This window comes from Pandoraea terrae (genome assembly GCF_902459695.1).
Classification (GTDB): domain Bacteria; phylum Pseudomonadota; class Gammaproteobacteria; order Burkholderiales; family Burkholderiaceae; genus Pandoraea; species Pandoraea terrae.
Genome location: NZ_CABPRZ010000015.1, coordinates 105,240 through 131,439, shown reverse-complemented (window position 1 = coordinate 131,439; position 26,200 = coordinate 105,240). Strand labels below are relative to the sequence as shown.

General features: G+C 59.6%; 20 protein-coding genes and 1 tRNA gene. 10 read left to right on the top strand and 11 right to left on the bottom strand.

Annotated features, from left to right (window positions below):
• Positions 1 to 418: 418 nt before the first annotated feature.
• Positions 419 to 2,110: an AMP-binding protein gene (locus PTE30175_RS17700; RefSeq protein ID WP_150698385.1), complete on the bottom strand. Its 1,692-nt coding sequence runs from the start codon at positions 2,108 to 2,110 to the stop codon at positions 419 to 421.
• Between the two features lie 197 nt (positions 2,111 to 2,307).
• Between PTE30175_RS17700 and PTE30175_RS17695 the strand changes: the two genes are divergently transcribed.
• The 5 genes from PTE30175_RS17695 (at position 2,308) to PTE30175_RS17675 (ending at position 13,317) form a co-directional block, all read left to right on the top strand.
• Positions 2,308 to 2,384: transfer RNA gene (locus PTE30175_RS17695), tRNA-Pro, on the top strand.
• Between the two features lie 610 nt (positions 2,385 to 2,994).
• On the top strand, positions 2,995 to 6,519 hold the full coding sequence (locus PTE30175_RS17690; RefSeq protein WP_150698384.1) for a helicase-related protein: 3,525 nt from the start codon (positions 2,995 to 2,997) through the stop codon (positions 6,517 to 6,519).
• The gene (locus PTE30175_RS17685) at positions 6,519 to 7,574 is read left to right on the top strand and encodes a hypothetical protein (RefSeq protein ID WP_150698383.1); all 1,056 of its coding nucleotides are present in this window, start codon (positions 6,519 to 6,521) and stop codon (positions 7,572 to 7,574) included. The genes PTE30175_RS17690 and PTE30175_RS17685 overlap by 1 nt, the downstream gene beginning before the upstream one ends.
• A gap of 5 nt (positions 7,575 to 7,579) precedes the next feature.
• The gene (locus PTE30175_RS17680) at positions 7,580 to 10,468 is read left to right on the top strand and encodes a DUF1156 domain-containing protein (RefSeq protein ID WP_150698382.1); all 2,889 of its coding nucleotides are present in this window, start codon (positions 7,580 to 7,582) and stop codon (positions 10,466 to 10,468) included.
• 14 nt (positions 10,469 to 10,482) lie between these two features.
• Positions 10,483 to 13,317, top strand: a complete 2,835-nt coding sequence (locus PTE30175_RS17675) for an ATP-binding protein (protein WP_150698381.1) — start codon at positions 10,483 to 10,485, stop codon at positions 13,315 to 13,317.
• A gap of 393 nt (positions 13,318 to 13,710) precedes the next feature.
• Here PTE30175_RS17675 and PTE30175_RS17670 read toward each other — a convergent pair whose 3' ends face one another.
• The 4 genes from PTE30175_RS17670 to PTE30175_RS17655 form a co-directional block, all read right to left on the bottom strand.
• On the bottom strand, positions 13,711 to 14,448 hold the full coding sequence (locus PTE30175_RS17670; protein WP_224788834.1) for a GIY-YIG domain-containing protein: 738 nt from the start codon (positions 14,446 to 14,448) through the stop codon (positions 13,711 to 13,713).
• Positions 14,435 to 14,878, bottom strand: a complete 444-nt coding sequence (locus PTE30175_RS29125; RefSeq protein ID WP_338044460.1) for a DUF6884 domain-containing protein — start codon at positions 14,876 to 14,878, stop codon at positions 14,435 to 14,437. The genes PTE30175_RS17670 and PTE30175_RS29125 overlap by 14 nt, the downstream gene beginning before the upstream one ends.
• Before the next feature lie 223 nt (positions 14,879 to 15,101).
• Positions 15,102 to 15,683, bottom strand: coding sequence for a recombinase family protein (locus PTE30175_RS17660; RefSeq protein WP_150698378.1), 582 nt, complete (start codon positions 15,681 to 15,683; stop codon positions 15,102 to 15,104).
• 219 nt (positions 15,684 to 15,902) lie between these two features.
• The gene (locus tag PTE30175_RS17655; protein ID WP_150698377.1) at positions 15,903 to 16,325 is read right to left on the bottom strand and encodes a transcriptional regulator; all 423 of its coding nucleotides are present in this window, start codon (positions 16,323 to 16,325) and stop codon (positions 15,903 to 15,905) included.
• A gap of 301 nt (positions 16,326 to 16,626) precedes the next feature.
• On the opposite strand from PTE30175_RS17655, the gene PTE30175_RS17650 reads away from it, so the two are divergent.
• From PTE30175_RS17650 to PTE30175_RS28270, 5 genes are all read left to right on the top strand, one after another.
• A complete protein-coding gene (locus PTE30175_RS17650) occupies positions 16,627 to 17,106 on the top strand; it encodes a hypothetical protein (RefSeq protein WP_150698376.1) in 480 nt (159 codons plus the stop codon).
• Between the two features lie 840 nt (positions 17,107 to 17,946).
• Positions 17,947 to 18,480, top strand: coding sequence for a TlpA family protein disulfide reductase (locus PTE30175_RS17645; protein WP_150698375.1), 534 nt, complete (start codon positions 17,947 to 17,949; stop codon positions 18,478 to 18,480).
• 506 nt (positions 18,481 to 18,986) lie between these two features.
• Positions 18,987 to 19,424 (top strand): hypothetical protein, encoded by a 438-nt coding sequence (locus PTE30175_RS17640; RefSeq protein ID WP_150698374.1) that lies wholly within the window; start codon positions 18,987 to 18,989, stop codon positions 19,422 to 19,424.
• Positions 19,421 to 20,020, top strand: a complete 600-nt coding sequence (locus PTE30175_RS17635) for a thioredoxin domain-containing protein (RefSeq protein ID WP_150698373.1) — start codon at positions 19,421 to 19,423, stop codon at positions 20,018 to 20,020. The genes PTE30175_RS17640 and PTE30175_RS17635 overlap by 4 nt, the downstream gene beginning before the upstream one ends.
• Complete coding sequence (locus tag PTE30175_RS28270) at positions 20,017 to 20,418, top strand: hypothetical protein (protein WP_191629113.1); 402 nt, start codon at positions 20,017 to 20,019, stop codon at positions 20,416 to 20,418. The genes PTE30175_RS17635 and PTE30175_RS28270 overlap by 4 nt, the downstream gene beginning before the upstream one ends.
• Before the next feature lie 288 nt (positions 20,419 to 20,706).
• Here the strand turns inward: PTE30175_RS28270 and PTE30175_RS17630 are convergent, their stop codons facing one another.
• From PTE30175_RS17630 to PTE30175_RS17605, 6 genes are all read right to left on the bottom strand, one after another.
• Positions 20,707 to 21,360 (bottom strand): hypothetical protein, encoded by a 654-nt coding sequence (locus PTE30175_RS17630; protein WP_150698372.1) that lies wholly within the window; start codon positions 21,358 to 21,360, stop codon positions 20,707 to 20,709.
• A gap of 305 nt (positions 21,361 to 21,665) precedes the next feature.
• Positions 21,666 to 22,088 carry a hypothetical protein gene (locus PTE30175_RS17625; protein WP_224788833.1) on the bottom strand — a complete coding sequence of 141 codons (423 nt, stop codon included), beginning with the start codon at positions 22,086 to 22,088 and terminating at the stop codon, positions 21,666 to 21,668.
• On the bottom strand, positions 22,066 to 23,241 hold the full coding sequence (locus PTE30175_RS17620) for an ADP-ribosylglycohydrolase family protein (protein WP_150698371.1): 1,176 nt from the start codon (positions 23,239 to 23,241) through the stop codon (positions 22,066 to 22,068). The genes PTE30175_RS17625 and PTE30175_RS17620 overlap by 23 nt, the downstream gene beginning before the upstream one ends.
• Before the next feature lie 138 nt (positions 23,242 to 23,379).
• Positions 23,380 to 24,315 (bottom strand): tetratricopeptide repeat protein, encoded by a 936-nt coding sequence (locus tag PTE30175_RS17615; protein ID WP_150698370.1) that lies wholly within the window; start codon positions 24,313 to 24,315, stop codon positions 23,380 to 23,382.
• A gap of 11 nt (positions 24,316 to 24,326) precedes the next feature.
• On the bottom strand, positions 24,327 to 25,259 hold the full coding sequence (locus PTE30175_RS17610) for a metallophosphoesterase (protein WP_150698369.1): 933 nt from the start codon (positions 25,257 to 25,259) through the stop codon (positions 24,327 to 24,329).
• Between the two features lie 319 nt (positions 25,260 to 25,578).
• Positions 25,579 to 25,830: a DUF4160 domain-containing protein gene (locus tag PTE30175_RS17605; RefSeq protein ID WP_150698368.1), complete on the bottom strand. Its 252-nt coding sequence runs from the start codon at positions 25,828 to 25,830 to the stop codon at positions 25,579 to 25,581.
• Positions 25,831 to 26,200 lie beyond the last annotated feature (370 nt).

Genomic DNA, 26,200 nt, shown 5'->3' with positions numbered 1-26,200 from the left:
TGCCGCCGACGAAGGCACGGACGCCACGATCGGGGGGGCGATCGGGCGGCGCCGGCGCGCGGCACGGCGCGAGTTCGGCCTGAGCATAACTGAAAACGGAAAATCCCGTCGGACGCCACGCCGAATCACGTGCCGACGCCCCCCACCGGCCCCTCAGCAGGGACGATTCAGGCCGGGTCACCCCGAATCGGAGAATCCCGTAATGGTTGCAACGAGTTGTGCGGCACGCACGCCGGGCCTAAATTGAATACATCGCCCGGTGTTATGGCCCACGTCACCGGGATTCTTCGCTAAGTGCGGACTCGCCTGCGTTTTTCGCAGGCGTTCGTTTTATCGGGCGGCAGAAAATCCGCTGCGCGTTCGCCGCGCCACCCACGAAAAGCGCACGTACCGCCCCTGTGCCTGACGCCCATTCACGCTAAGACATCTCCGGAAAATCAGCGTCCCAATACTCGTTCGGCCGTCGCGATTCGAGGCTGCGCGCTTCTTCAGTACGCCGCAATTCGACGCGGCGAATCTTGCCGGAAATCGTTTTCGGCAACTCGCAGAATTCGATGCGCCGCACCCGCTTGTAGGGCGCCAGATTATCTTTGCAGAAGCGCAGGATGTCGAGCGCCAGGCCGCTGTCAGCGGCAAATCCGCTGCGCAACGTGATGAACGCCTTGGGCACCGCAAGCCGGATGGGATCGGGACTCGGGACAACGCCTGCCTCGGCAACGGCCGGATGCTTGATCAACTCGCTTTCCAATTCGAACGGGCTGATACGGTAGTCGGACGCCTTGAACACGTCGTCGGTGCGGCCGACGTAGGTGTAGTAGCCGCGCTCATCACGCATGGCGACATCGCCGGTACGGTAATAGCCTCCACGCATCACGTCGGCCGTCGTTTCCGGGTCGTCCTCATAGCGCTGCATGAGGCCGGTGGGGCGCGACGCGAGGACCAGTGCGACCTCCCCTTCGTCGGTTTCATTGCCGTCCTGGTCGAGCAGCGCCACGCGATAGCCTGGCATCGGCCGCCCCATTGCCCCCGGCTTGACCGTCTGCCCGGGCGGATTCCCGATCTGGCAGCACGTTTCGGTTTGGCCGTAGCCGTCCCGAATCGTGATGCCCCATGCGCGGCGCACCTTGTCGATCACTTCCGGATTGAGCGGCTCGCCGGCGCCGATCAGTTCGCGGAATTGCACCGGGTACCGGGCAAGGTCTTCCTGAATCATCATCCGCCAGACGGTCGGCGGCGCACACAGTGCCGTGACACCGCATCGCGCTGCCGTCTCAAGGGCCGTCCGGGCATCGAAGCGGGCAACGTTGTGGACGAAGACGGCGGCGCCGGCATTCCACGGTGCGAAGAAGCAGCTCCACGCGTGCTTGGCCCATCCCGGAGAACTGATGTTCCAGTGAACGTCGCCGGGTTGCAGGCCGAGCCAGTACATGGTGGCCAGATGCCCGACGGGGTAACTCTGATGCGTGTGCAACACGAGCTTCGGCCGCGACGTCGTGCCCGACGTGAAATACAGCAGTAGCGGATCGGTCGCGAGCGTGCGTCCGTCGGGCACGAAGAGGTCGCTTCCGGCTAGGTCGTAGGCGGCGGCGAGTGGAGACCAGCCTTTGCGGGTACCGCCAGCGACGATGCGCGAATATTGCCCGGGGATCGCGTCGAATTTGACTGCATCGACGGCCGTCGTGACGACGTGTCCCACGCGGCCGCGCCCGAGCCGATCGGCGAGATCGGCGGGGGCCAGGAGCGTCGTCGCCGGAATCATGACCGCGCCGAGCTTGATGCAGGCGAGCATCAGGTCCCATAGCTCGACCTGATTGGGCAGCATGAGCAGCACCCGATCGCCGCGCACGACGCCATGCGCACGCAGGAAATTGGCGACACGGTTGGAACGGTCGGACATTTCCGCGAAGGTCAGGCGTGTCTCGCGGCCATCTTCTTCGACAACCCAGAGTGCGAGGGCTGAATTGTCAATCGCCTCCTCGTCGAAGAAATCCAGCGCCCAATTGAACTCGCTCAGCACCGGCCAGCGAAAATCGCGATATGCCACTTCATACTGATCCCGCTGCGCGATCAACATGTCGCGGGCAGCCTCGAACCCCAGGATTTGCGGCATTCATGCCTCCGGCGCCTCGATTGGGCAGGATTCCATTATGAGGAGGCGGCCCGGTGCCGTCATCCGGGAATACCATCAACCCAGGCGCAGACGACAACAAAAAAAGTTAGTCATCGGCGGGTCTAACCCATTCCCTTTTCGACAAAAGCTCTGCTATACTCTTTTGCTTTCGAGCGATGCCTTTACGGCGTCACTCACGGGGCGTAGCGCAGCCTGGTAGCGTACCTGCATGGGGTGCAGGTGGTCGGAGGTTCAAATCCTCTCGCCCCGACCAGACGTAGTAAGGGTCAGTCGGTTAGTAACCGCTGACCCTTTTTCTTTCCGCGCTATTTGACCCCAACATTGACCCCAACAGATCGCAGGATAGGGGTTGCGTTGTCCGGCTGACCGCTGAGCAGGAACTTGGGCCGGACGGCCCGGTGACATCAGTCGCGCGCTCGACATCAATCTCCGGACCGCCTCGCATTTGTTTGGCTAGCGGGCCATGTCGCACGGGTAGCGTTTGTCAAACACTTTCTGCACTCAAGTGCACGGGGCGCCGCCACGGACTCCTATGTAGCTGGAGCCGCTAGCAATGATGCTGGCCTGGACGTAGCGGCGCTGGCGAACGTTGCAGCTTGCGGACCAGTAGCCGCGCCCCCCATCGACTCTGGGCCGGATGTTTGACCCTGCTATTCTATTGCTCCTGCCTCTGGCGTGGTTTAGCTTTCGGGGCAGGATTCAGTGTCGGATCGACAAGCTGGGAATAGAGGCTGCAGCTGGGGCTCCGTCGATAGCTAACGTAGTGAAACGTTGCGTTAAAATGGCTCCTGGCAACAATTCCGCAATCTTTGCGTTCACGCTCAGGACGCCGGTTCACTAAGCCTGAATGCGTGAGGTAACACATGCTCAAGCTAGAAGATATCAAGAAGAGCGCAGCCATCTCCGGCATTGAGCCCGGGCAGGTGGTGCGGATCGTCACCACAGAGCCTGTCGGGGACAACGCCGTTACCGTGTACTACAAGAGGTCGGACGGGCAACTGTGCGAGCGGATGCTATTCCGCACCGACGAAGCCCACCTCTCATTGGCCGAGGCGGGTCGCCCTTGGGCCTTCGATGCGCCGGGCGAAGATTTCAAGCTCGCCACCGAAGCGTGGCGGATCAATCTGGCGCACCTGTTCGATCCGATGATGGCCGTTCACACGTCCAACGTCGAACCGCTGCCGCACCAGATCACGGCGGTGTACGAGTCGATGCTGCCGCGCCAACCGCTGCGCTATGTGCTCGCCGACGACCCGGGCGCGGGCAAGACCATCATGGCTGGCCTGTTCATCCGTGAGCTGTTGATGCGGGCCGACGCCAGGCGCGTGCTGATCGTGGCCCCCGGCAGTCTGGTCGAGCAGTGGCAGGACGAAATGTTCGAGAAGTTCGGCCTGTCCTTCACGCTGTTCTCCCGCGAGCAGGTCGAGCAGTCCCGCAGCGGCAACCCCTTCGATGACATCGACCTGATGGTCGCCCGGGTTGACCAGCTGTCCCGCAACGAAGACCTGCAGGAAAAACTACGCCTCTCGCGCTGGGATCTGATCGTCGTCGACGAAGCGCACAAACTCTCGGCCAGCTACTTCGGCAACAAGGTCAACAAGACCAAGCGCTTCCAACTCGGCGAACTGCTGGGCTCGATCACCCGCCACTTTCTGCTGATGACCGCCACGCCGCACAACGGCAAGGAAGAGGACTTCCAGCTTTTCATGTCCTTGCTGGACTCCGACCGCTTCTACGGCAAGTTCCGCGACGGCGCGCACAAGGTCGATGTCACCGATCTGATGCGCCGGATGGTCAAGGAAGACCTGCTCAAGTTCGACGGCACACCGCTGTTCCCCGAGCGCCGCGCCCGCACCGCCAACTACAAACTCTCCGATCTCGAGGCCGCCCTGTACGCCGCCGTAACCGAATACGTGAAGGAGGAAATGAACCGGGCGGATCAACTGGAGGATGGCGCACGCAAGGGGACGGTCGGCTTTGCGCTCACTGCCCTGCAACGCCGACTGGCCTCCAGTCCGGAAGCCATCTATCAGTCACTCAAGCGCCGTCGCAACAAACTCAAGCGCCGCGTTGAGGAAGAAAAACTGCGCCAGCGCGGTCAGTCGCTAGCCGAGACCCTCGGCCCGAATGGCTTTAACAATGTCCCCGAGGACATTTGGGAATCCGCAGACGCACTCTCGCCCGACGACTACGAAAACTTTGAGGAAGCAGTCGTCGATCAAGCAACGGCAGCACAGACCATCCAGGAGCTCGAGGCCGAGATCATCATCCTCGAAGCGCTGGAGGAACAGGCGCGGCAGGTCGTTCACTCCGGGCAAGACCGCAAGTGGGACGAGCTGTCCAAACTACTGCAGAACACGCCCGAGATGCACGATGCCGATGGCCGCCAGCGCAAGCTCATCATCTTCACCGAGCACCGCGACACGCTGAACTACCTCGCAGTCAAGATTCGCGGCCTGATTGGGAACGAGGAATCCGTGGTGATGATCCACGGCGGCGTCAAGCGCGAAGAGCGCCGCAAGGTGCAGGAGCTGTTCCGCAACGATCCGGCTGCGCGGGTGCTGCTGGCCACCGATGCAGCGGGCGAAGGTGTCAACCTTCAAAACGCCAACCTGATGGTCAACTATGACCTGCCCTGGAACCCCAACCGCCTGGAACAGCGATTCGGCCGCATTCACCGTATTGGTCAGACCGAGGTCTGCCACCTGTGGAACATGGTTGCCGCCGAAACTCGCGAGGGTGATGTCTTCCAGCGCCTGTTCGAAAAACTCGAGGTCGAGCGCAAAGCCCTGGGCGGCCGCGTGTTCGACATCCTCGGCGAGGTGTTCGAGGACAGGAGCCTCAAAGACCTGCTGATCGAAGCCATCCGCTACGGCGCAGACCCCGAGGTTCGCGCCCGGCTGCACCGCAAGGTAGAAGGCGCGCTCGACACCCAGCATCTGGAAACCATCATCAAGCGCAACGCCTTGTGCGAAGAGGTGATGGACGAACGCCGCCTGTTCGCCGTCAAGGAGGAGATGGAGAAAGCCGAGGCCCGCAAACTCCAGCCGTACTTCATCCGCTCTTTCTTTAATCAGGCCTTCCAACAACTCGGCGGCGAACTGCGTCCCCGCGAACAGGGACGCTACGAGATCACCCACGTCCCGGCCAACGTCCGCGAGCGTGACCGTCAGATCACGGGCAGGGATCGTCGCAATCTCGACCCAGTGCTGCGCAAATACGAGCGCGTGTGCTTCGAGAAACAGTACGTGCGCCTTGCAGACCGCGTCGGCGCGCCTATGGCCAGCCTGATGCACCCCGGCCATCCGCTGATGCAGTCGGTCACCGACCTCGTCATGGAACAGCATCGCAACAAACTCAAACAGGGCGCGGTGCTGGTCGATTCCAGCGATATGGGTCTCACGCCCAAAGTGATGTTCATCATCGACCACTGCGTGAAAGAAGGCGCTGATTCCGCCAACGTCGTTTCTCGCCGGATGCAATTCGTCGAGATCGATCCGCAGGGTGGTGCCCTCAACGCAGGTTGGGCTCCTCACCTTGATCTGGAATCGATCAGCAAGGCTGACATGGCCTTGATTGAGGACGTGCTTGCAGCACCCTGGATCACGCAAAACCTGGAGCAGCAAGCACTGGCGCATGCCTCCACCCACCTCGTGCCCGAGCACTTCGACGAAGTGCGTACCCGACGCGAGCACAGCGTAGACAAGACCTTGACCGCCGTCCACGAACGCTTGGTCAAAGAGATCAACTACTGGTCGGATCGCTACATCAAACTGAAGGACGACATCTCAGCAGGCAAGGACGTTCGCCTCACGCTGGAGAACGTCCGCCGCACGATTGACGACCTGACCGCTCGCCGCGAATCACGTGAGAAGGAATTGCTGGCGATGCGCCACGTTATCTCGGCCACCCCGGTGGTGGTTGGCGGCGCATTGGTGATTCCGGCTGGCCTGCTGACACAGCGCAAGGGTGCGCCCGGCTGGACAGCGGACGCAGACGCCCGTGCGCGTGTGGAATGGGTGGCGATGAAGGCCGTGATGGACGCCGAGCGCGCCCTCGGCCACGACGTAATCGACGTTTCAGCGCAGAAGTGCGGCTGGGACGTGACCAGTATGCCGAAGGCGCTGGACGGCAAGCTCCCGCCCTCGCGTCACATCGAGGTCAAAGGCCGCGCCAAGGGCAACAGCACAGTGACCGTGACCCGAAACGAAATCCTCTACGGGCTGAACCAGCAGGACAAATTCATCCTGGCCATCGTCTTGGTAGACGGCGACCAGCACGAGGGGCCGTTCTACGTGACCAAGCCGTTCACGCAAGAACCAGATTGGGCGGTCACCAGCATCAACCTCGACCTCGACCAGTTGTTGGCAAGGGCGGAGGCTGTCTGATGGCAAAGCACCCCTCCCTGGAGAGCATTGTCAACAACGGCTTTGACTTCTTTCGGAAGTCGCTGGCCGAGTTCGATGCTGAGCCGAAGTTCTCGGTGATTCACTTTTTCGCTGCCGTTGAGCTGTTCCTCAAGGCTCGGCTGATGGCGGAACACTGGTCTCTCGTCGTTTCCAAAGACCCGAACTGGGACAGCTTCGAACGCGGCGATTTCAAGTCCGTGACGCTGGACGAGTGCCTCGACAGGCTGGCAAAGGTTGCACGGAGTCCGGTCTCGGCTGACGACACGCGGCGGTTCAAGCAACTGGCGAAGCATCGAAACAAGATTGTCCACTTCCATCACGAGTTGGACGGAGCAAAGGCAGCACAGGCACGTCAAGCTGTCGCTGCCGAGTTGTGCAGTGCATGGCGTTCACTATTTGTGCTGCTGACGCAAAGTTGGGCGGCCGTATTCAAGCCCCATTTGGCGGCGCTCAAGGAACTCGATCAACAGATGCGCAAGTACCGCGAGTACTTACAAGCCATCTATGACGGCCAGCGGGACGCTCTACAGCAGAAGGCACAGCAAGGGCAACGGATTCAGGCGTGTCCTTCCTGTGGATTCGACGCTGACCACGTTGACGAGATCGTGCCGGGGCTGAACGAGCATAGTTGCTCGGTTTGCAACTACCAAACGACCTCGTTGGAGACGACGTGTCCGGCGTGCGGCAGGGCCGTCTCCATCGACGACTGCGGTTTCGCCTCTTGCCCGCACTGCGATCACGCCATCGAGCCCACCGAGCTTGCATCGCATATCTGGGATCGGCAGGCCAGTGACAAGGACAACTGGGAGAGCGGCTATCCCGCACATTGCGCAGACTGTGATGGCTATCAGACGGTGGTGCCGTTTGCAGGAACCGTGCTCTGCGCGTCTTGCTTCAAGACATTCGACGAGACCGAAATTCAACAGTGTGGCTGGTGTTCGGATATGAACGCTGGCGATATGGAAGACAGCTTCTGGGCTGGCTGCGTTGCTTGCGAAGGCAGTGCAGGCCACCACCGCGATAAAGACGATTGAGATCTATGACCACAATAAAAACTCCCAAGAAACTCATTGAGGTCGCGCTGCCGCTCGATGCCATCAACGTGGCCGCCGCGCGTGAAAAGTCGATTCGGCACGGCCACCCCTCTACGCTGCATCTGTGGTGGGCACGTCGGCCGTTGGCGGCTGCGCGGGCAGTGATCTTTGCGCAAATGGTCAACGATCCCGGCTACCAGCAGGGCGGCGGATTCAAGTACGGCGTGAACAAAGAGAAGGCCGAGATTGAGCGCGAGCGCCTGTTCAAGATCATCGAAGACCTCGTGTTGTGGGAGAACACCAGCAACGAAGAGGTGCTTGCCCGTGCCCGCGCCGAAATCGTACGCAGTTGGCGTGAGACCTGCGACCTGAACAAAGCGCACCCACAGGCCGCCGAGCTGTTCAATCCCGACAAGCTGCCCGGCTTTCATGATCCCTTTGCCGGTGGCGGTGCACTGCCTCTGGAAGCGCAACGCCTCGGCTTGGAAAGCTGTGCATCAGACCTGAACCCGGTAGCGGTCACCATCAACAAGGCCATGATCGAGATCCCGCCCAAGTTCGCCGGGCGAGCGCCGGTGGGGCCACGGCTTGCAGGCGACAAGCAAGGCAAGCTGAGTGAGGACTGGAGCGGCGCTCGCGGCTTGGCCGAGGACGTGCGGCGCTATGGCGCGTGGATGCGCGAGCAAGCGCAACAGCGCATTGGCAACCTGTATCCGCAGATCGAAGTCACCGCAGAAATGGTTGCCGAGCGCACTGATCTGAAACCTCTGCTGGGTCAGAAGCTCACTGTGATTGCTTGGTTGTGGGCGCGCACAGTGCGCAGCCCCAACCCAGCCTTCAGCCACGCTGAAGTACCACTGGCTTCGACCTTTGTGCTGTCTAGCAAGGAGGGAAAGGAGGCCTATGTGGAGCCGGTTGTCGAAGGCGACAGCTACCGCTTTACGATGCGGGTTGGCACCCCGACGGTCGAGGCTGAGAACGGCACCAAGGCGCCAGGTCGCGGTGCGAACTTCCGTTGCGTACTCTCTGGCGTGCCAATCAGTGGCGACTACATCAAGGCCGAGGGCCAAGCAGGACGCATGGGTGCGCGGCTGATGGCTATCGTTGCCGAGGGTGTGCGTGGCCGTGTCTATATTGCGCCGACAACCCATCACGAGTCCGTTGCCCGTGAAGCGCAGTCGCAGTGGAAACCGTCTGGCGAAGTGCCCGCACGCATGACTGGCGGCACTTGTGTTCCCTATGGGCTTCGCGAGTGGGGCGATCTTTTCACGTCGCGTCAACTAACTGCGCTTACGACCTTCTGCGATCTAGTTCAGGAAGCAATCCAACGGTGCGCACAGGACGCGCGAACCGCCGGAATCGCTGAAGACGACATTGGACTAGATGCAGGAGGTACTGGAGCAAAGGCATATGCCGAAGCTGTGGGTGTTTACCTGGCCTTTGCCATTGACCGCTTGGCAATGACGGGAAACAACTTGGTCAGATGGAATGGGGTTGGCGAGAAAGCGCAACATAGCTTTGGACGGCAGGCATTTCCGATGCTGTGGGACTTTGCGGAGCCCAACTTTCTGGCAGATGCTACCGGCAGTTTGTCGGCGGGGATCTTCTACAGCTACGACCCACTGCCACTACTGCCAACAGAAACCTCGGGCGTGGTCAAACAGCTCGACGCTCAGTCGCAAACCATAAGTTCGGGGAAAGTGGTTTCAACCGACCCGCCCTACTACAACAACATCGCCTATGCGGATCTGTCAGACTTTTTCTACGTCTGGCTACGCAAGTCGCTGCGCCCCATCTTCCCCGGGCTGTACGCCACACTGGCTGTACCAAAAGCCGAGGAGTTGGTGGCTACACCTTACCGACATGGAGGCAAAGCCGAAGCCGAGCTTTTCTTTCTCGACGGCATGACAGCCGCCATGCACAACCTGGCGGAGCAAGCGCACCCGGCTTTCCCGGTCACCATCTACTACGCATTCAAGCAAAGCGAAACAAAGGACGACGCGGGCACATCTAGCACCGGCTGGGAGACCTTTTTGCAGGCAGTTCTGGATGCAGGTTTTGCGATTACAGGTACGTGGCCAGTAAGAACTGAAATGAAAACCCGGCAAGTTGCCATGGACTCAAATGCCCTGGCCTCTAGCATCGTGCTGGTCTGCCGCAAGCGTCTGGCCGATGCGCCCATGGTGAGCCGCCGCGAATTTCAGCGCGAGCTCAATGCCGCGTTGCCCGAGGCCTTGCTCGACATGACACGGGGTGGCGTCAATTCGCCGGTAGCGCCGGTTGACTTGTCTCAAGCCATCATCGGTCCCGGCATGGCCATTTTCAGCCAGTACGCCGCTGTGCTGGAGGCCGACGGTACGCCGATGGGAGTCAAGACCGCCCTGCAACTGATCAACCGCTTCTTTGCCGAAGACGACTTCGACCACGACACCCAGTTCTGCCTGCACTGGTTCGAGGGCACGGGCTGGGCCAGTGGCAAATTCGGTGAGGCCGATGTGCTGGCCCGCGCCAAGGGCACCAGCGTGGGCGGCCTGGTGGACGGTGGCGTGGTGGAAAGCAGCGGCGGCAACCTGCGCTTGCTCAAATGGGCCGAGCTGCCGCGCGACTGGTCACCCGAAACCGACAACCGCGTCTCGGTGTGGGAGGCGCTGCACCACTTGATCCGTGCACTGAATCAGGACGGCGAATCCGTGGCCGGAGCATTGCTCGCGCGTATGCCTGCCCAAGCTGAGCCGTCACGCGCTTTGGCCTACCGGCTCTACACCTTGTGTGAACGCACGGGCTGGGCCGAAGAAGCGCGCGCCTACAACGAGCTGGTCACGGCGTGGTCTGGCATTGAACAAGCATCGGCGGATGTGGGCATCGTCGGCTCGCAGACGCAACTGGACATTTGATTGGGGAGTTGAAGATGAATCTCAAACCGTGGCGTGAAGTTGCCGTCCCGCATGAGGATGTCCTGAAAGGCACATTCCAGCAAGCCGAGTTCGCGGCTGATCTGTCCCGGGTTCACGAAGGCACCGCAACCGCCGAATACCAGAACCCGACGCTGTTCTTCCAGCGTACCTTCTTCACCGAAGGGATGCGTCTGCTGCTCGACTCCGTGGTCAAGCGCTTGTCGGGCAAAGGCGGCGATCCGGTCATTCAATTGCAAACCGCGTTCGGCGGCGGCAAGACCCACACGATGCTGGCGGTCTACCACCTCGCCAAGGGTGAAGCCCTGGCCAGCGATCTGCCCGGCGTTCCGGCCATCCTTGATGCTGCTGGCGTCACGGAACTGCCGCGTGCGCGGATCGCAGTGCTGGACGGCATCAAGTCCTCGCCCAACCAGCCAGTGGTGCGTGATGGGCAGGCCATTCGCACCCTGTGGGGCGATCTAGCGTGGCAGTTGGGTAAGGCCGAGGGCTACGCCCTGGTGGCGGATGCCGACGCCTCGGGCACCTCGCCGGGCAAGGCCGTGCTGGAAACCTTACTCAGTCGTTACGCGCCTTGTGTGATTCTGATCGACGAGTTGGTGGCCTACGTGCGCCAGTTCGAAGAGGGTAAGGCGCTGACCGGCGGCAGCTTCGACTCGAACCTGAGCTTCGTACAGGCCCTGACCGAAGCGTTGAAGGCGGTGCCGACGGCAGTGCTGCTGGCTTCGTTGCCGGAGTCGGACAAGGAGGCAGGCAGTCAACGTGGCGTCAAAGCGCTTGCCGCCCTGGCGCACTACTTTGGCCGCATTCAGGCTCTGTGGAAGCCGGTGGGCACCGAGGAAGCGTTCGAGATCGTCCGTCGCCGTCTATTCACCAGCATCAACGACAAGCTGGCGGCGGAATCGGTGTGCCGAGCGTTCGCGGACTACTACACGGCCAACGGCGAGGACTTCCCCCGCGAGACACAGGAGAGCCGCTACTTTGAGCGGCTGATGCACGCCTACCCGATTCACCCGGAGGTGTTCGACCGCCTCTACGAAGACTGGTCGTCGCTCGACAACTTTCAGCGCACCCGTGGCGTGCTGAAGCTGATGGCCAAGGTGATCCACCGCCTGTGGAAGGACAACGACAAAGATCCGTTGATCATGCCCGGCAGCTTCCCGCTACAGGATGCGGACACCCGCAACGAGGTGATCTACTACCTGCCGCAGGGCTGGGACCCAGTCGTGGAGCGTGACGTGGATGGCGAGCGAGCCGAAACCACCGACATCGAGAACCGCGACACGCGTCTTGGCAGCGTGCAGGCTTGCCGCCGCTCGGCCCGCGCGATCTTCCTGGGCAGTGCGCCGAGTACGGCAAACCAGATGGTGCGTGGCATCGAGCTGGAGCGCGTGGCCTTGGGCGTCGCACAGCCGGGGCAGCAGGTCGGCATCTACAAGGATGCACTGCGCCGCTTGGGCGACCGCCTGCATTACTTGAACAGCGGAAACAACCGCTTCTGGTTTGACACCCGCCCGAACCTGCGCCGCGAGATGGAGGAGCGCAAGCGCCGCTTCCAGGACAAGGAGGACGTGTTCCCCGCGATCCGTGACCGCGTGCAGAAGACCTTTGCCAGCGGCGTGTTCGGTGGCATCCACATCTTCACGACCAGCGGCGACGTGCCGGATGACTGGCAGTTGCGCCTTGTGGTTCTGCCGCCCGATGCCGCCTTCAGCCGCAGTGGCCAGAGCCTCGCCATCGAGCGCGCCACCGAGATTCTGAAGACCCGTGGCGACCAGCCGCGCTTCAAGCAGAACCGCCTGATCTTCCTGGCCGCCGACTCCGACAGCGTGAGCCGCCTCAAGGATCAGGTGCGCTCGACCTTGGCATGGCAGTCCATCGTGAGCGACATCAAGGAGATGAAGCTCAACCTCGACCAGTTCCAGTCGCGGCAGGCCAGCAAGAGCCTGGAGGATGCCAACGAGGCTCTGCGCCGGATGATCCGCGAGACCTACAAGTGGATGGTGGCGCCGATGCAAGAGGCACGTCCCGGCAAGGGGTTGACCGAGATCCAGTGGGAGCATTTCCCCGTCAATCCGGGTGCGCAGAACCTGTCACTGGAAATCGAGCGTGTGCTGAAAGAGAACGAACTACTGATCACCGAATGGGCTCCGATCCACTTGGCCACGGCGCTCAAGAACTGGTTCTGGAAGGACGACGTCAAGGAAACCAGCGCGCTTAATGTCTGGCAGCAGAGCTGCCAGCAGCTCTACCTCCCGCGACTAAAGGACGACGCAGTCTTCCAACAGACGATGGGAGCAGGCGCTGAGAGCCGGGATTTCTTCGGCTTCGCGCAAGGCAAGGAAAATGGGCGCTTTGTCGGCTTCTCGTATGGCAAGCGCACCTCGCTGTTCCTGGACTCGTCCCTTCTGTTGATCGAACCGGTCACCGCGGCTGAGTATGCCCAAGCGCTGCGCGTCGCCGACGAGTCTGCGCGCCCGAAGCCGACTGACACCACGCCGAGCACCCCGGGCGGTGGCGACATCTCGCCGCGCGTCGAGGACTCAACTAAGTCAACCTACGTTGGCGGTGCTGGCGCAGCCCCGCAGTCAGTCAAGAAGCAGTTCTACGGCAGCATCGAACTCGACGCCATTCAGGCCAAAAAGCAGTTTGCCGATCTGGTCGACGAGGTTATCCTGCAATTCACTTCCCGCCCGGGTGTGAAGGTCAAGATCGCCATCGAGATTCAGGCCGACTCTGCGACCGGCTTTGATGACGGGCTTCAGCGTGCTGTCAAGGAGAACTGCAATGTGCTGCGGTTCAAGAACGCTGAGTTTGAGGATGGGGACTGACTGGACGAAGGATAAGAGCGCGCAAGGTACTGACTTTTGGACCGCACTGGGATCGGTTACCAAAGCGGGCGATCAACACCTGATTCGGTTCTGCCTCCGTCGGCATTACTTCTTCAGTGTGGCACAGGTGCCGGTACAGCAGGGCGCTGGTGCCGACGCCGACGATGTGTTGCGAGGCTGGGAGGTCTACGAGGCAGTCTTCTCGGCGCTCGCGCCATATATTGTACAGGTGCCGTAGCAGAATCGGGCCAAGCGTCCCGCACTTTTCGCGGTGTGCCAATCGACGTGTGTCCGAACTGGGGGGGCCTTAAGAAAAATCGTGCAATCAATTGCACACGTCACCTCTCGGAGGCCGACACCCAGTTCGCGCTTCGGCGCATCGATGCACGCAACTCAGCGTATCGCGAGTAGCGGTGTTTCCTGCGCCAGGCGTTTCAGGATGTTCAGGAATCCCGGATCGTATCCTTCATCAACATGTCGATTGTTCCACAGTCCTGACTCGCGAACCTTTTCCCGATCGGAGTGTCGTCCGAGCCAGCGTGCAGAGGGTATATCGAGGGCGTCGCGCCGGTAGTTGCTGAGAAGGCCGATACTGTTGCGCTCGATGTAGCCGCGCATGCTCTCGGGGCCCGGCGGGTCGAGCTCTGCGACAAAGATGAAAGGCATCGCCTTGATATGGGAAGTGACAGCGCACTCGAGTAGTATCTCCGCCTCCTTCACAGCTTCGCTTGCCATCCCCACGCGTGTCGCGGCTTGCCTGTAATCCCCGCCGATACCCCACGAACGAGGCTCGGCAAAACCGTCTCGCTCTTTTATCGCCGATCCGACCAGTAAGCGGAAAATGGAACCGCGATGGTTGCCGGAGCCGTCGCGAATGATGCCGCGATGCTGTGACAGCCGATTCTGCAGGGTCGCCTTCGACTGTCCCAGCGCATGCGTACCGACCCGGACGACTCGCAAGCCTACCCCGGAGTCGGTACGATGTTCTCCTTCTTCGAAGAAGAAATAAACGCCGCGTGCGGGCCAACCAATCCGTTGGTGGCAATCGCGAAGCTTCAGCTTATCGCCGAGACGCGCCTCGATCTGCGCGAGGATCGCATAGAAGCGCTGCAAGTCGTCAAGCCTGTCCATTCGCACTCTTCAGCCATCGCAACTGTTGGCCTATGCCAAATCCTTGCCTTGGTACCTCCACCGTCCGCGCTCGCGTTAGCATGTAATCGATCAAAAATTCACGGTAGCGGACTCCGGCGAGCATGACAATCCGATCCGCCGATGGGAGGGCAGCGTCCAACTGGTTGATGACCTTATTGGCCCATGTTCGGCGCTGGAGCAGCTCGCTGATGCTCATCCGATTGAGTGTCTTCTTGTAAGGAGCGAAGTGCCTCTCCGGCTCAAGCAACCTGTACTCCGCCGAAAGGATGAACCACCACGTCCCCGACGCGTCGACGTAGGTCCGAGCCTTGTGGAACCAATCCGAGGTGTAAAGCAATTTCGCAGGGCTAGGCCCGTCCCGCTTTTGCTTGACACACGAGACGAGAAATACCGTGTTCAAGATCGCCACCTTTGTTGGGCTGTGGACACTCGGCACATCGGGCAGTCGTGAGGCGGAGAGGCCACGATGGGCCCCATCACGGACACCAATCTGATCTTCTCTGTCGGCGCGGATCGTGTGTCTGCGCTAAGGTGGGTGACCAGCGATTGCACTTGATTGCAAGAATCTACTGAGCTTGGGCACGCTGCGCGTGATGGCGTTGCAATCAATTGCACGACTCATTGCCGGGTGTTCAAGCTGCAGCGCGATCACGCACGCGCATGATGACTTGGCGTGCGACCCCGTACTCTTTGGCGACCGCGTAGACGGTCGCACCCCGTGCGAGGCGTTGCCGCACTTCCGTCTGCTGCTCGTCCGATAGTGCCGAGGGGCGGCCGAGCTTGCGGCCTTCCGCCTTCACGCGCTGCAAGCCCGCTTGCGTGCGCTCGATGAGCAAATCGCGTTCGAACTGTGCGACGGCCGTTAGGACGCCCATCGTCATCTTCCCGGCGCTCGATGCTAGGTCTACTCCGCCGAGGGCCAGGCAATGAACGCGCACGCCCATCTCGGCGAGCGTCTGCACGGTCTGCTGTACGTCGATGGCGCTGCGGCCAAGTCGATCGAGCTTCGTCACTACCAACACATCGCCCTCTTCGATGCGGTCCAACAGCTTTTGGAAGCCCGGCCGCTCATTAGTAGGCACGCTGCCCGAAATATGCTCGGTGATCGTGCGCTTCGCCGTTACTTCGAAGCCAGCTGCCGTGATCTCGGCTATCTGATTCTCCGGGTGTTGATCGACGGTGCTGACGCGGCAGTAGGCGAAAACGCGGCTCACGGTTGCCCCATGGGGTTGCAATTGATTGCACGGCCGCCGTACGGCACGTGATGTACTAAAACCTATAATTATTTTAGTACAGGGGTACGAAAGTTCAACATCTAGTTTTCATACCCGCTGAAAGACAGGCGTGCAGATGGGTGCGTAACCGGTCGTATTAGTACTCACCTCACGGCCAGCGCTGAGCGCCCGTCCCGCGCTGCCTGGGTGACCGCCGTGTCAGTCTTTCCACACTTCCCGGTCCAAGCTGAACTGCTCGATCACGCCTTCGACAAGCTGTCTCTGATAGCCGGACAGGCGGCGCAACCGGCCGAGTAGTTGAAGCTCCTCCGGCGTTGGCGTGATCGCTCCGTCCTTCTGGTCCTGCGCAGGCTGACGGGGGCGCTTCATATCGGTAACGCCGAACCTCAACCACTGCTCCGACACATCGAGCCACGAGGCCAACGTTTTGATCTTATCGACGGTCGGGCGAGCCGTGCCTGTCAGCCATTTCTGGGCTGCTTGCGGCGTAATCGGCTCGGCTGGATGGCGCAGATTGAACTGAATGGCTAGTTGCGAAGCGGTCTCAGTTGGCTTCGAGCTGCGCTTGAGGGCCTGCTTGAGGCGGGCGGCGAAAGCCTTTTTCTCGTCGAGTTCTGGCATCCGCCAAGTCTCGGACAGGTAGGCCTCTTGGTGAAAACCATATGGTTGTGTTAATAAACCTATAGGTTCTACACTTACTAGGACTAGGGGGCGAGACCAAATACCAATCCGCGTGAGGCATGTATGAACCCAAACGCCTTCTACAAGGAATTCTTGGAACCGCAACCGCAGGGCGCACCAGTTAGCCCGCGTGGCAAGTTGTTCGTCTGAGCTTCCCCATCATTTTTGCCTACCCTCGGGCATCTAGCGAAAAGGGGGGCAAGAGGTGGATATGATGTAACCACAAAAAGGGGTGCATAACATGAAGCAGACCAAGAAGATTGGGGCAGCAATGGCTGCCCTTTTTTGCTTATCAACCAACGCGTTTGGTATCGATCTGGATTCTCCTGCACCAGCTGCTGCACCAACAGTGCGGTCGGAGATCGAACGCGGTGACGATACGGCATTCCACTGCAACCAGCACCATATAAGCGATTCGGTGGGGAAGTTTCGTTGTGCGACAGACGCACTCCATTCAAATGAACAATTGAATCGAGCAACCGAGCCATTCAAGTTCGGCCTATACATGGGGAGCTTGATGTTAGAGACGGTCAGCTATAAGGTGGCGGCAGAAAGGGGCGAAAGGAGCCTAGACGCATTGGCGGGTTCCATCAGGCGCTACTACACCCTAGCAAAAGAGGCGGCGGCAAAATCCAACCTTGCGATTGAGTCGTACTGCGAGGTGAGTGAGATAAAAAAGGAATATTGCTACAAGACGGTCGAGGAAGCACGGTCGCACTAATCGTGCCAATGCGCGTCAATTGAGGCCCGTTCCGGTACACGCGAGCAATGGGTGTATCCGTGCGGGCATTTGTATTTCACCAACGGCATCTTGGATGCCGCACAGAACTAGCAATGCCCTTCCCCCACAAATTGCGTTAATGTGTAGTCGCCGTCCGAAGGCCCGCTAGGTGAGCACCAGCGGGCCTTTTTGCATTCTGCCGTCGCAGAACAGGGCAGCAGGAGAGGCCATACGGCGTCCGGCGTTCTACAAATCGGCCTGAGCCCGCGCGACCGAGCACATGCGCATCCGCCTCACAGAGACTGACAGTCTTGAGTCGTGACATCGTGCAATTGATTGCAGTTCTGATCGACGCTTCCCTAGGAATTCCTCCTCGACCACTGCGTCGGAGAGGAGAACCGTTCGCCTTCGGCCATTGCACGACCAACATATTCGGCCGCGAGTCAATAGCGGATTGATCGTCTGCCGGGCGGAAACCGGCCAGAACCGGTCCCTGACGGGGGCGGTTATGTCTCAACTATGACCGTCCGCTGATCGCCAGACAGGGAACATCCGCGAAGATGCGTCAGATGGAAGTAGCTCGGCCTTTGCGGAACTTCGAGGCGAACACCCATGGGCTTCTCCGGGCCCTTGCCGAGCAGGCTTGCATAGCCACGCGAAATTACCAATGCCGAGGTACGCGTACAGGACCGCAACCCAGCAGATGCACCGCACGAGTTGACACCACATCGTCATCGGACGTGAAGCAGAAAAAAACGATCGCAGCCGTACAATGGGTATCACAAAAGGACGCGGATTCAGCCCATATTGTCTGAATTGAACCAGGAGACTATCAACACCATGAAAGCGACACTACTAAGCACCTTGGTGAGTTTAGTTTTTGTAACGCCCTCGGCTCACGCGTGGAAGCCGGAGGTTGGTGAGGTCCCCGGGGAAATCACTACCTTCGAATACGTTGACGGCTCGGCCCTGTCGCTTGCAGACCTGAAAGGGCAACCGGTGCTACTCTATTTCGGCGCTGATTGGTGCATCCCGTGTCACAAGGCAAGACCCGTCGTCGAGAAAGTTGCCAAGGCAAATCAGAGCCGAGGACTCAAGGTCATCTTCCTGAGCAACGACGACAATCGGATCCGGGCCAAGAAGCAGGAGGAAGAGAAGCAGATGGGCGCACGAATTGCGATGCCCACCATGACCGCCTGTCCTCCAGCAAGCTGTCCTGGCGGTGTGCACGATCTCGGCGCGTTTGGCAAGACCTACGTGCTGCCGACTGCCGTCCTCCTCGGTGCCGACGGGACCGTGAAAGAAAAGCTCGAACGCGGCGAGGTCATCTCTCGCGGGCTGGAAGCGTCCGTGGATCACCTCCTGTCGCGGTGAGCGCCTAACTGGCTGGCGTCAGCCTCTCGCCGAGCCAGGCACGCAACGCTTGAGCGATTCCGGGCTCCGGGACGACCGTGAAGCCCTCGCGATACCCCGGCACTTCCGGCGAATGCGCGGCGAAGCAGTCAAGGCGCGCATCGGCTAAATCAGCGTTTCCCTAGTCGCCCGACAGATGCGTACATAGACTGGCGGCGTTTTCCTGGTTTTCGTATAACTGCATTGTGAATCTTTGGAGACGCTGTCGAATCCCCTTGTGTTTAGTTTGGCTTGATCTATAAACAAACGAGCAACGGGAATTCCGCGCATGCCCGGCGTATGGGCGTGTCTTGCTTACCGCGATCGGGCGAGTTGCCGCATCGCTTGGGTGCGTAGAGGCGAAGCCAATCGATGCGACGCACTCAAGTCACGGTAGGGGCGGAAACAAATTGTGGACTCGCCGATACGAGCTGTAAGCATTGCGACAATTTTCGTAGTGACCGTATGACGGCGCAAGGGAAAAGCAAATGTTACGGCAAAAAGTCCTACACCAAATGCTGCTCGCCGTCGTGGCCTCGTCATTCCCATTGGCTGCGAATGCCCAGGACTTGTCGGCAGACATGGTGAGATATTCTGGGGCTGAGTACGATGGCGTCTGGTCCGGCCATGGAACGGTAAGTAGGGGAAACAACTGCACCCCCAACCCGTCGCTCAAGTTCACCGTGAAAGGCGGACGCATTCTGACGAATGGCTCTACTCAGGGAGCCTATTTTGGAGCCGGTGCTAGCAAGGTTGTTGGTGTCATCCTGCAGGATAAAACCATCGACTTGACGCTCCTCGACAAGAACGGTCGCGGCAGAGACTCTCAGGCCTATGGCGCCATCGCGGGCGACTCGGAGATCCGGCTGAATGATCCGGGCGAGAATTGCTCCTACGTGTACACCCTCACCAAGGCCGAGAAATGACAAACTTCATAGCCCGTGTACTGGTGGTCCTCACTGGCTTCGTCTTGATATCGGGCTCCCTTGCAGACGACAGGCTTGCCATTCCGGCCGTTGCCGCTGGCAATCCGAATGCACCAACAAAGATAGAGTTCTACCTGTCTCCCACTTGCCCGATGTGCGCTGCGACGTTCCGGAATACGGTACTTCCCCTGTTAGGTCAGGCCATCAAAGGGGACCAATTGTTCGTTCTCATTGGCATCATGCCTCGCTCGGAAGCGGACGTGAACTTTGCGAGAGTGCTGGCTTGTGTCCCACAAGAGCAACTACTTCCATTCATGACGCACTGGTACTTCTATCGCCGAACGGGCGAACCGCAGTTAGATAAGTTGCTTCAGATGGGAAAGGAACACGGGATATACGGCACCACCGTCGAACAGTGCACATCCAATCGAAATGATGTAGCGTTCCTGGGGTTCAATCAATTGGTTTTCGTCCAGCAGGGCATTCGACAAACGCCAGCAATTTTCATCAATAAGAAGCATGTGCAAGACGTGTTTTATTTATGGCAGCTTGAAGAGCTTCTGCCAAAAATCGCTGCAAGGAGCGAAAAGGAATGATCATGAAGGGACCGGTGAAGCTGATAGTGATACTGCTGCTTTGGTTTGGACTTCAGACGGCGTGCCATGCATGTGGTGGCACTGCCCTTACCTCCATTGGCACCGCTACAGCCCCCCCCATTGTCGCTCAAGCTTCTTTGGGTGACGGGGGCGACTTCTTGGGTGGGATGGTCCTTGGGTTGGTCGGCGTGCTGACCGCCACACATGCAAGTGCGATAGCTGGCACAGTCGCAACTGGCCTCCTGTCGTTGTCAGCGACGCCACCAGGGCTGGCGGTCGTAATCGCAGCCATTGGGTTGACAGCAGCGGTGTATGGTATGGCGCTTGCTTTTCCTTCGCTTATGCACGCGAGCGTGGTGCAGTCGATAAAGGCAAGCATCGCCGAAAAACTTCGTTGACGATTAGATAAATCGCAGCTGACGTCGGGTGACGGCCGTCGTCGCCCGCGATGCTCATCACGGCAGGCCTGGTTAGCAGTCCGCGACCGTCCGGAAAGGCCGAGCTTTTGCCGATGGGCCTATTTCGCGGATGTCCGTTTCGCCTTCAGCAGCGGCCGTTGGGCCGTACTGATGCTGAACTTCCGCTCAGGGTCGGCTACGGCCAGCCGCGTCGGGCGGCAGTGGGCCAGTTCCAGACATTCGCCTACATGCTTGCATCCACGCAGAAACGTCGGACATCGGGACATCTCACTTGGCTAAACCCATCGAGTGCGTAACCGCGAAAATCCACTGCACACTGGTCACTGCTGCATAGGTGATCGCCAAAACTCCGATATAGAACACGCTTACAAGACCTGCTACGATCCACCGCGGTGGCTGAGGCGTTGGGAAAACGTTTAGGTATCGAGCGATTCCCTCGTCAGACTTGGTATATGCGTTGATCTGATGCCAAGTGAGAGGGGGGAAATATAAGTACGACACCATAATCTGCTCATTCGGAACGAGTGCGGGGACGATGATCTCCCACCCGCCTGCCTCTGTGGTCTTACTTTCGTGCTGGATGCGTGGTTCAATAACATAATGAGCGATCTGCACGTTATGTCCGAGGCGAACATTAAAGGCCGTTTTCTTTCCCGTGTTTCTTACAATGATGCTGTGAACGTGCACCTGGGCTCCAGGCGCACCAGTTGGCGGTGTCAATGCGTCATTTTGGCTTTTGGGCTCGGCGCCCGCTGTCGTAAGCAGCGGACCTTGGGCGGGCGGAAGAGTAAATCCGGCTGCATGCGCCATGTATGTAACCAGCTTTGGCCGGTTCTCCATTCGCTTGCCGATAGCAGCGACGACAATGGCAGTGATTATCGGAAAGACGAGCTTGCTCACCAAATCCCAATCCGGCGCCATGTTCAGCTCCTATTGAAGGCGTCTGCCGAACCGCTAGTTTCGCACAGCGCAAAGCGGTATTGCGAGTGTCCGATATCGCGACGAGCGCATGACCGCGTCGGGTCGGTTTCTGCCGGTCATGATGGCACTGGCGCGAACATCTACGTATCCGCCGATGGGCAGATCGGTGCGTCGCGGGAGCACGGCGCGCGCCCTTTTCCGAGCCCGGCGTCACTTGCCCGATGCCTCTTGCAATCAATTGCAGAATCCGAGACGCAATTGGTTGGCGGCTTGTTCAGCAAACATCAGGGTGGCGTACCTCGTCATTAGGCAAGTCCCGAGCCAATGCGGTGCCATGCGTCTCGAAACTCGTCCTGATCGTAGCGGGGAGGGTCCAGCCAGTACGAAACCTTACCGTCCTTCTTGTTGCAACCGGCATGCTTCTTTACCTCCGAGGGCAAAAGGACAAATGCATTTGGCTCTGTGACAACGTTATTAACGATGATCCAGAAATCGCCCATTATTTTGTCGAGGGTTGTTCCGAGCGGAACGGCGTTTCGTTTGCTAAGGGCCTTGACCTGAACCCCGATGAATTTTGATCCTGAAGCGTTATAGGCGATCAGATCGACGCCACGAGCGTTGCGCGCCGTTGGCATCACGTTCCAGCCAAGTAGCGAGAGCCGGTAGCAGCAGTAGTAGAGCCCAATGTTTCCGGTGACCTGTGGCTCAAGTTTTATTTGAAGTTCCATTTGGCTCGCTCATTGTTGAGCACGGCGGATAGCGTCTCACGTAGAAATCGCATTCGGTCGTGCAGCAGGAATCATTGATACGCCATTCTCGAACCGTAGCGAGGTCGTCTGCCATCGCACCGATCGCATCGGCGAGCTCGAGCGTCACGCGCCACCGTTCAGGGATCGCATCGACGCCCATCATGGCCCCTAGCAAATTGCCCGCGATAGCGCCCGTTGAGTCGCTGTCGCCATCGTGGTTGACGGCCAGCACAACGCCAGCCTCGAAGTCAGGCGTCGAGAGGGCGCAATAGAGGCTTATGGCGAGCGCCTCCTCAGCCACCCACCCTTCGCCGAGTTCTTGCAGAGCATCAACTTGCCCGTGGCGGTCCGCAGCGAACTGCTCCGCATTCTCGATCGCAGCGAGCGTTTCCTCGTGCCGATCACGCTGTCGAAGTTCGGTCTTAGCGCGGTCGATCGCATTGGTCAGCGGCACGCCCACAAGCAACAACGCGACGACGACTGCGAAAACCCCCGCGGTGAACTGCCTCGTAGGGTGGCCGTGCGTGATCGCCGCAATATCTGTGGCGACGGAGAACGCCTGCCCGATTGGGTTCTGGACCTCTGAATCATTGATCCAATTCGCAACGAACATTCCAACTGGAGCGACACGCATCACCCCGCCGCAGCCCTTGCTGTCATTGCTGGCCCGATCAGCGTACCTGGTCAGTGCGCGAAGCACAGCGAGACAGGTATTGCCGGGGGCACGGCGGCTGAACAGTTCGCGCTGTTCGGCAAGCCAGCCAGACTCGCCTGGCGGCTCGGCGACCTTCGGTTTGACGCCCTGCGTGCGAAGCCATCGCAGGTAAGCCTGCGCGGTGGCGTCCCCGAATCTAGGGGTGTCGCCGCACAGAACAGCACCCACGTGGGCGCGCAGAATTCCGTCGCCCGTGAACAGCGTCATCTGCGTGTCGTCAGTGATGGCGCCGACCCGACCGTAAGCCGCCGCGAAGTCGAGAATGCCGCCGGAGTCGAATTGGCGCCGAATGTCCGGGAGGCTCATGAATTCAATTGGAGCGCCGAGCGCATCACCGACTGCGCCTCCCACCAGGCAGCCGCGAAAGCGACTGCGCTTGATCGGGTCAGAAGGTACGCAGGGGAAGGAATCTTGCATGTCGGGCTTCCTCATCAGCGGGTGTCGGTTGCCCCGCTTTCCGTCTGGCCAACCCCGCTGTCGAGTGCCTGCGTCCTTTGTCCGACGTCTTGTGCAATTGATTGCAAAAACGCACTTGTCGCAGGGGCCGTTCGTCGATCATGTCGCCTTCTCGCCAGGATGGTTCTTCGCGAGCCAGTCACACCATTCCTTGTAGCAGTACGAGTGCGGGGGCACCACAACGCCCGACTGGTAGATGCCTTCGAAGTCTTCGTTTTCCTCGTCCGAACCCGGTTCCGGATCAGGGCGACCGGGAAAATCGTTGTCGAACTTGTCCGGGTCGAGGCCATACTTGTCGAGTTGCTCGCCCATTTCAGACGCTGCTCCTAATTCCCGTTCCATCTGTGCCAACTGGTCCCACGTTTCAATGAGGTCATCGGATCGGCAATTTCTTCGCGCCCTTTCCAGCCATGCGCGGGACTTCGTCAAATCCTTCTCGACGGGCACTCCGTTCCCGTACATCTCGGAGAGGCACAGCGCCGCAACGGTGCTCCCACTCAAGGCAGCGCTTTCAATCTCACTCTGATAACCCAGCAAGTTACCGATCGACGTGACGTCGCCCTTCCGGGCTGCTGTTGTGTGATAGCGGGCTGCAGCCACGATGTCCCGCGGCACCCCTCGCCCAAACCGGTACATTGTTCCGAGTTCCCCAATGGCCTCGGTGTAACCCTGTGCAGCCGACTTCGCGAACCAGTGCGCGGCTTCCGTATCGTTCTGTTCGACGCCATCCCCGCGCGCATAACGCATGGCAAGATTGAACTGCGCAACCCTTTCCCCCTGCTCGGCGGCTTGCCGATACCAGTAGACCGCCATTTTTGAATTCTTCTCGGTGCCGATTCCTCTCTGAAACATCGTGCCCAGATTGTTCTGCGCGCTAACGTTGCCCTGTCCCGCTGCGGCGCGGTACCAATACAGCGCTTGCGCACAATCTTCGTCGACACCCTTGCCGGTGCGATACGCTTCCGCCACCGCGAACTGCGCGTCGACATCGCCCCGCTTCGCTTTCTTGATTTTCGCTTCAAATTTCGGCGACATGGCTGCCCCCGTTACTGCGACGAAACAAAATTTCGCGCCGATAACTCCGACTCGCAGCTCCAACGGTAGGCCACAAGCGGACCATCCCTACCGGCGCTGTAGTCGACGCACGCGACCGTAGGCGACTGAATAGCGGGGCTGCCAGTCATCCAGTAGTGACCGACGAATACGGGTTTGTCGCCGGAATAGCCGATCCTCGCGCCCTCAGGTATCTCGGTATCGGGGAGTTGGGCTTTCGTTTCAGGGGGAACTAGCGCCGCCTGCCGATAGGTCGTCGCCGTGGCGTCCCACCAGCGTGTGCGCGCCTCGTGGCGTGTAATGCCCGACTTGTCGACGAACGAACAGCCCGCGGGAAGCCGGACCTCCAAGCCCTTTAAGAGGGCCTCGATCATGCGGTATTCAACCGAGCCCTTGCGACTGGCCTTGACCATCATTGCGTCGTCCAGCAGGTGTCCCAGCCTTAAGCGTGCTTCAAGCACCGCCATATAGCTGGGATGCCAGCAGGCATGAATCACCCGCAGTTCGGGCAATTCGAGCCAGAGCGGCAGAGTAAGGAACCAGTCAATGATTTCACCGTGCAGGTCAGGCTTATGCTCGACTTCGGCCAAGAACGCTGCATGCTGATGGCGGTTCTTCTCACCCACCTCGCCCTTGCGGGGCCGCAGATATTCGTCGTCCTGATCGGGATCACGCAGGTACCACGCAATTGCGTTGAATTCGTGGTTCCCCATCACAGCCAGCGCGCTGCCAGCATCAACCATGGGGCGGACGATATCGATCGTGTCGAGTTGGTGTGGGCCGCGGTCGATAAAGTCGCCGACGAAGACCGCCGTGCGATCCTGATGACGCCATGCCCCCATCCGCTCGCGGTAGCCGAGCCGCTGCAGCAGTGCGGTCAGCTTGTCCGCATGACCGTGCACGTCCCCGATGATGTCATAGTCCATAGCCCGCCTTTTTTTGATTTTTGACTCATGACCGCCCATCAAAAAGCATAGCAGAACCACCTGGGCTTAGCTGTTCGGACAAGCACGCGGATCGATCACTGTACGCGCTTTCCGTCTGTGCGAATTTGCAATCATTGCAAAATCAGCGATCGTCTCAGCGTCAAGCCACAGATTGCATTGGAGCGACCCGAACCTTGAGAGCGGTGCCATCGGATGACGGAAAAGATTATCGGCGGCCGAGGATCAAGGTCGTATGGCGCTCCAACGCAATCGGCTGGAAAGACGGCACACGCGAGGGTGCTCGGGGTGGCCCCGTGGTTTAAAGCGCCGATAAAGATTTGACAAACGCGGATTCCAGTTCGCCAGCTTGCAGAGCACGCCATATCGCGAACAGGTTAGGTTTGTTGGCAATGGCCCAGGCGGATACAGCTTTATCGTACTTTTGATCGAGGTTACCCTCTATCCTTTCCCCAGTATCCACTGCATAAACCGCCACGTGGTTATACGGTCCATAGTCCACGTGAAAATGTGGCCTCGAATGCCCTGGCTCCTGATACATCTTGATCTTCATTTGCCCATTCCCCGACAGCCGTAAAGGGCGGATACGCTCCTCATGCGGTGTGGCGAACTCAAAATCCACTTTGGACAATGCATCCCGAAGCGACGCAAGGTCTTTGTCACGTATCTGTGGACGGCCAAACCTGGCGCGTAGCACGGCGATCAGATACCTTAGCCTGTTCACTGATGGGCCCCGGGGATTGAAATCGAGGTTTCGCTGGGTACAGCATTATCATAGGTGATGTAAAGCGCTCGACCAAGCCCGATAGCCTGTCGTGGCTTCGGTTTACTTCGCGCCATCACGGATCGCTACGAGCTGCCAGCACGGCTTGCCGTCGATTAGATCGATGACCTTTCCCAAGGCAGTAAACCTCCGATTGTTG